The following is a 5448-nucleotide window of genomic DNA, read 5'->3' as shown; positions in this document are numbered from 1 at the left end:
TGGCAGGGGCGATAACGCCGATTCATCCGGCTGCCAAAATGATCAGGTGGAATCTCTATAGAAACTATGAACGGGAATTTCTCCCTCATATTTTCCCTTTAAGGCTTGAATTAGCTGGATGAATAGGAAAATCCCCATCTTATTCGGCCTGTTTCCGGGAAAATGATCTTAATAGATCTAATGTGAGGGAGAAATTCCCGCTTAATTATGATGTGGGCCCTTATTAGTAAAATAAGGGGGAGAAATTCCGTTTTAGCGGAACGAGCGTAGTCCCGGGGCTTGGGTGAGGGCGCGGGCCGCCTTGACAGCACGAGCCGCTGGGCTTGCAGGCGTCCCGTTTGCCGCACCGTCCCGCCTGCCTCCGCTCGCGCCCACGCTCTCCCGCCCCTCTTCGGACCCGCTCTTACAGCGGCAGATCGCGCCGCTTGAACAGAACGATGCCGAGGGCGAAAGCGAGCAGGCCGACGGCCAGCAGAATAAGGGAAATCTGGCCCCATTTCGCTTGTCCCGTGACAATTTCGCTGGGCCGGTACAGCGTGAAGAGCGTCAGAGCCTTCATCCAGCTCAGCTTGTCGCTGATTTTGGCGACCAGATCAATGGTGAAGAAGCCGAAGGCGATGGCGCCGGAGATGCCGAGCGCTCTCTTCTCGTCGTTGGACAGACAGGACACCAGAAAGGTCAGACCGCCGATCGCGAAGAAGAGCATGAAGGCGACAATGTTCAGATGCAGGAACCGTCCGCTGTTGAAAGGGAAAGAGGCGTCAAGAAACCAGGCGTCTCCCAAAAAGCCCGCCAAGGTCGTTACGCCTATGATTACGACCAACGCCGTTACCAGCACAAGGGCCTGCGTCGCCGACACTTTGGCGCGGGTGGTCGGCGTGGACAGCAGATAGGCCATCGAGCCTTGGTCCACCATGCCGGCCATCAGCCGGGTCGACATCTGGACACAAACAATCGCCAGAATCAGCACCAGAATGAGGCCGTAGTATTCGCCCGAGACGAACGCTTCCGCGCTGGCGAATCCGCTGTTTAGGCCGAACGCATTGTTCACGCCCTGCGGCATGGCTTTTACAATATCGTTCAGCGCCTGCGTGTTCTTCGCAATGCCCGGGTACAGCCAGAAGATCAGGAGAATATAAAAGGCAGAGCCGAAGGCGTAGTTCATGATGCCTTTGGCATTTACTTTCATCATTTGTTTATATAATGGGAAATTCATGGCTGGCTTCCCTCCCGGTCGTAATAATCCATAAAAATATCCTCCAGGTTCTGGGTAAACACATCCATACTGCGGATGCGGTACTTCGCCGCTTCTTCGATGAATGCATTATAGTTGCCTTGTATGGCGACCCGGACGCGGAAATCATCGTAATTCTCGATAGGCAGACCGGAGGTCCGGAACAGGTGCGCGTCCTCCTTGTTCTCGAAGACGACGTCGAACAGCTTCCGCTGCATGGACTGCAGCTCATGAATGTTCTTGACGGCGATCAGGCTACCGTCTTTGATAATGGCGGCCCGGTCGCAGGTGCGCTCAATTTCGGGAAAACTGTGCGACGACATTAAGAAGGTCGTGCCCAGTGCTTTTTCTTCCAGCACCAGTTCAATGAACACCTTTTGCATCAGCGGGTCCAGGCCGGAAGTGGGCTCATCGAGAATAATTACCTCAGGGCTGTGCATGAACGCGGCGACCAGGCCGACTTTCTGCTTCATGCCCTTGGACATCTTGCGGATCGGAGTATTCGCGTCGAACTGCAGGCGCCGGATCAACTCGCCGCGCTTGCTTTTATCCTTCAAGTCCTGCATATCCGCCATAAAATCAAGGAAGGAAATTCCTGTCATCCCGTCGACAAAGGCGATTTCTCCCGGCAAGTAGCCTACATGCTTTTGCACCGTTCCCTGCGCTTTCCACACATCGAGCCCGCATATGGCCGCATGCCCCCGGTCGGGCTTCATAAAGCCCATAAGATGCCGAATGGTCGTCGATTTGCCCGCTCCGTTCGGTCCGAGAAAGCCGAACACCTCGCCCTTGTTTACCGAAAAGGTAATGTCCCGAATTCCCTTCCCGTTTGAAAATGTCTTGGTCAATCCTTGGACAGTAAGCATACTGCCACCTCCGGTGTAAAATAATGAAGTATTTTAGGTCAAATATTTCATGTGTTATAATAATCCCGTTCAGGCTCAGCGTCAATATAATTATGAAATTATTTTTGTTATATATTTCATTAATTACACTTTTATATCATACAATGCCAGATAGGGTGGACTTTCAGATGAAAAAAATGAACGGTTTTGAGAAGAGAGCGGCGAAAATCAGGCAAAAAATTATGAGGGCGACTCTCGAAATGCTGAAGACATGGGAGCCCAAGCGGATGCGGATTGCCGATATCGCCAAGGCAGCGGGCGTCTCGCAGGTAACGATCTACAACTACTTCGGCAGCAAAGAAGCGCTCATCGAGGAATCGCTCAAAGACTTTTTGGACCGGGCGATCGATGGCTTTGAAGAAGTTCTTAATGAGAAGCGCTCGATCAAAGAGATTGTGGAGTATACCATTATTCAGGAAAAAGAAACGTATGCCGCCATTCCCCCGTCGCTGATGAAGAAGATGATGCTTGAAGATCAGGAAATGTTCCGCTATATTCAGGAACGGTACGAGCAGGCGATCCTGCCGCTGATGATCCGGATGCTGGAAGAGGGGAAGGCGAGGAACGAAATTTCGTCCAAGGTTTCCGTAAACTCCGTGCTCATATTTATGAATTTTTATATGCAAAATGCCGGAGAGATGCTGGAAATCGCCGAGAAGCAGGACAATAGGGACGCTTTTTTGGAGGAAATGGTGCATATATTCTTTTACGGCATCTGCGGGCGGGAGGAGTGAAGCCGAAAGACTGGGCTGATGTTTGTCCCGCCGCCGTGGCCCATTGTAAAATAAGAATAGGCTTTCACAAGCCGCTTCAGGCTAAATCCGGCAAAAAGGACGGGATGAAGGATGGACTTTCGCGTGGAAAAAGATACATTTGGCGAGCTGCAGGTCCCCTCGGACAAATATTGGGGCGCACAGACCCAGCGCAGCCTGCAGAACTTTAAGATCGGCGGCGAGAAAATGCCGCTTGAGGTTATTTACGCCCTGGCGCTGATCAAAAAAACGGCTGCAAAGGTGAATGCCGGGCTTGGGCTGCTGCCAAGCGATAAGGCGGAGGCCATTATCCGGGCGGCCGATGAAATTATGCAGGGCAGGTATGATGAGCATTTTCCGCTGGTTGTCTGGCAGACCGGGAGCGGAACGCAGACCAATATGAACGTGAATGAAGTGATATCCCGCAGAGCGGGGGAGCTGCTTCGGCTTGCGGGATCGGAAGAAGCCGTCCATCCAAACGACGATGTGAACAAAGGCCAGAGCTCCAATGATACCTTTCCTTCAGCGATGCATATCGCGGCATATCTGGCGGTTCGGCGGCAGGTGCTTCAGGCGCTGGAGCGGCTCAAGACCACACTGGAACAGAAAGCGGATCAGTATCGGTCCCTGATTAAAATCGGCCGCACGCATCTGCAGGACGCGACGCCACTTACGCTTGGGCAGGAGATAAGCGCATGGGCCGCGATGCTGGAAAAAGGAAAGCGCTTTATCGAAAGCAGCGCCCAGTCTCTGCTGGAACTGGCGATCGGAGGGACGGCTGTCGGCACCGGCCTTAACGCCCATCCGGAATTTGGGGCCGGGGTCGCCCGGGAAATCGGCGATGAGCTATCTTTCCCCTTTGTCTCGGCCGAGAATAAATTCCACGCCCTGACGAGCCATGACCAGCTTGTTCATGCGCATGGAGCGCTGAAGGCGCTGGCGGCCGATCTCATGAAGATCGCGAATGATGTCCGCCTCCTCGCCAGCGGTCCCCGCAGCGGCATCGGCGAGCTGCTCATCCCGGAGAACGAGCCGGGCAGCTCGATCATGCCGGGCAAAGTGAATCCGACGCAGAGCGAGGCGATGACGATGGTCGTCTGCCAGGTGCTGGGCAACGACGTGACGATTGGTGTTGCGGCCAGCCAGGGCCATTTTCAGCTTAATGTATTCAAGCCGGTCATTATCCACAGCTTTTTGCAGTCCTGCCGCCTGCTGGCGGACGCCATGTCGTCTTTTGAGGAGCATTGCGCCCGGGGCATCCGGGCGAACGAGCCAGCCATTCACCGCAATCTGCATAACTCCATGATGCTGGTGACCGCCCTGAATCCGCATATCGGCTATGAAAAGGCGGCTGAAATCGCCAAGCTGGCGCATAAGGAAGGCCTTACGCTGAAGGAAGCCGCGCTGAAGCTGAAGCTGCTGACGGAAGAGGAATTTGACCGGTTAGTTAGGCCGGAGAACATGGTATAACAACTTGAAAAAACCGAGGAACTTAGTTGTTTCTCGGTTTTTTATATTCAATATGGAGACTCAGTTTTTATAATTCTAAATATTTCATTTAAATCAGACTCCTTGAAGAAATACCCACCGGTTTCAGGTGCATTTATATAGTCGAAGGATTCAAAATCGATACCTTCAGGTAAAAAATGAAGCGATGAATAATCCCAAACATTGTCAATAGAATATTGAATTTTTTTAGAGGCGTCAAGAACTATAACTAATTTTGAATCAATAAGAACATACAACTTTCCGTTGCTGAATCTAGTTTTATGGTCTTCCATAATCTATCTCCTATCATGGGGATTTAAATATTACTTATGATATCATAAAAATGAATAATTTTACAAATTACTAGGATATTCTATATAGTTTATTCAAAAAAATGGAATTATAATCTTTTCAGATCTCTGGCCAGATATCCAAAAAAATAATCGAGGTGATATTATTTGAAAAAATTATTTGCATTATTTTGTGTATTAACAATCATTTTTTCAATTTCTTCGACAGTATTTGCTGAAGACTCTTTGAAAATGCCTGCTAGTGATGCAAACAACATTAAAATAACTACAAACGCAAAAGGGGAAACTGTTTATACACAGGGCGGTAAAATCCCCGAAGGTGCGCAAGTTCAAACATCAAATTTCTACGCTGAAAGCGATCTGGGTAAATTAAATGATAAACTTACTGAAAAAGAATCACTCAATTCTTTGAATGCTTCAAGCGAAGTTACCCCGAAAGCAATAATATACGGCAAATTAACTATATGGATTGATGCTCAATACCATGACATATACTCAGGATGGACAGCTACATTCGAACCAGGGGTATCCGTTTCTTATGTTAATCTTGTAATGTCTCTTCAAAAAACGAGTTGGGGTATATGGTCAACTGTAGATTCTGCACCATTTAGCTACATTGGAGGATTAAGTAACCAAGAAGAAAATACGGCGGATTTTTACAATCAAGATGATGGATACTATCGAACTCGTGTAACTGGTAATGTAACAACAGTAAGTCAAGGCAGGCCTGTTGATTATCAAGTTTCTGGAATCTGAAG

Annotated in this window: 6 protein-coding genes; 3 read left to right on the top strand and 3 right to left on the bottom strand. The window is 49.6% G+C overall.

Annotation, left to right across the window (positions count from 1 at the left end; all coding sequences use genetic code 11):
• Positions 1-403: 403 nt before the first annotated feature.
• Together L691_RS0107900 and L691_RS0107895 are read right to left on the bottom strand one after the other, a co-directional pair.
• Positions 404-1216 (bottom strand): ABC transporter permease subunit, encoded by an 813-nt coding sequence (locus tag L691_RS0107900; protein WP_025689850.1) that lies wholly within the window; start codon positions 1214-1216, stop codon positions 404-406.
• Complete coding sequence (locus tag L691_RS0107895; RefSeq protein ID WP_025689848.1) at positions 1213-2100, bottom strand: ABC transporter ATP-binding protein; 888 nt, start codon at positions 2098-2100, stop codon at positions 1213-1215. The genes L691_RS0107900 and L691_RS0107895 overlap by 4 nt, the downstream gene beginning before the upstream one ends.
• Before the next feature lie 167 nt (positions 2101-2267).
• Between L691_RS0107895 and L691_RS0107890 the strand changes: the two genes are divergently transcribed.
• On the top strand, positions 2268-2873 hold the full coding sequence (locus tag L691_RS0107890; RefSeq protein WP_232229129.1) for a TetR/AcrR family transcriptional regulator: 606 nt from the start codon (positions 2268-2270) through the stop codon (positions 2871-2873).
• A 111-nt stretch (positions 2874-2984) separates the two neighbouring features.
• Positions 2985-4361 carry a class II fumarate hydratase gene (fumC, locus tag L691_RS0107885; RefSeq protein ID WP_025689846.1) on the top strand — a complete coding sequence of 459 codons (1377 nt, stop codon included), beginning with the start codon at positions 2985-2987 and terminating at the stop codon, positions 4359-4361.
• Positions 4362-4408: 47 nt separating this feature from the next.
• On the opposite strand, the gene L691_RS0107880 is transcribed toward fumC, so the two are convergent.
• Positions 4409-4672, bottom strand: coding sequence for a hypothetical protein (locus L691_RS0107880; protein WP_025689845.1), 264 nt, complete (start codon positions 4670-4672; stop codon positions 4409-4411).
• Positions 4673-4837: 165 nt separating this feature from the next.
• Between L691_RS0107880 and L691_RS0107875 the strand changes: the two genes are divergently transcribed.
• Positions 4838-5446, top strand: a complete 609-nt coding sequence (locus L691_RS0107875) for a hypothetical protein (RefSeq protein ID WP_025689844.1) — start codon at positions 4838-4840, stop codon at positions 5444-5446.
• Positions 5447-5448: the final 2 nt, after the last annotated feature.

It is taken from the genome of Paenibacillus zanthoxyli JH29 (assembly GCF_000520715.1).
In the GTDB taxonomy this organism is placed as follows: domain Bacteria; phylum Bacillota; class Bacilli; order Paenibacillales; family Paenibacillaceae; genus Paenibacillus_AQ; species Paenibacillus_AQ zanthoxyli.
Note: the sequence above shows the minus strand (reverse complement) of the source record. Positions and strands in the feature narration are given on the sequence as shown.

Excerpts from the sequence above, each read along its gene's own strand:
- L691_RS0107900 (WP_025689850.1), bottom strand. The coding sequence starts at position 1,216 with ATGAATTTCCCATTATATAAACAAATGATGAAAGTAAATGCCAAAGGC.
- L691_RS0107895 (WP_025689848.1), bottom strand. The coding sequence starts at position 2,100 with ATGCTTACTGTCCAAGGATTGACCAAGACATTTTCAAACGGGAAGGGA.
- L691_RS0107890 (WP_232229129.1), top strand. The coding sequence starts at position 2,268 with ATGAAAAAAATGAACGGTTTTGAGAAGAGAGCGGCGAAAATCAGGCAA.
- fumC (WP_025689846.1), top strand. The coding sequence starts at position 2,985 with ATGGACTTTCGCGTGGAAAAAGATACATTTGGCGAGCTGCAGGTCCCC.
- L691_RS0107880 (WP_025689845.1), bottom strand. The coding sequence starts at position 4,672 with ATGGAAGACCATAAAACTAGATTCAGCAACGGAAAGTTGTATGTTCTT.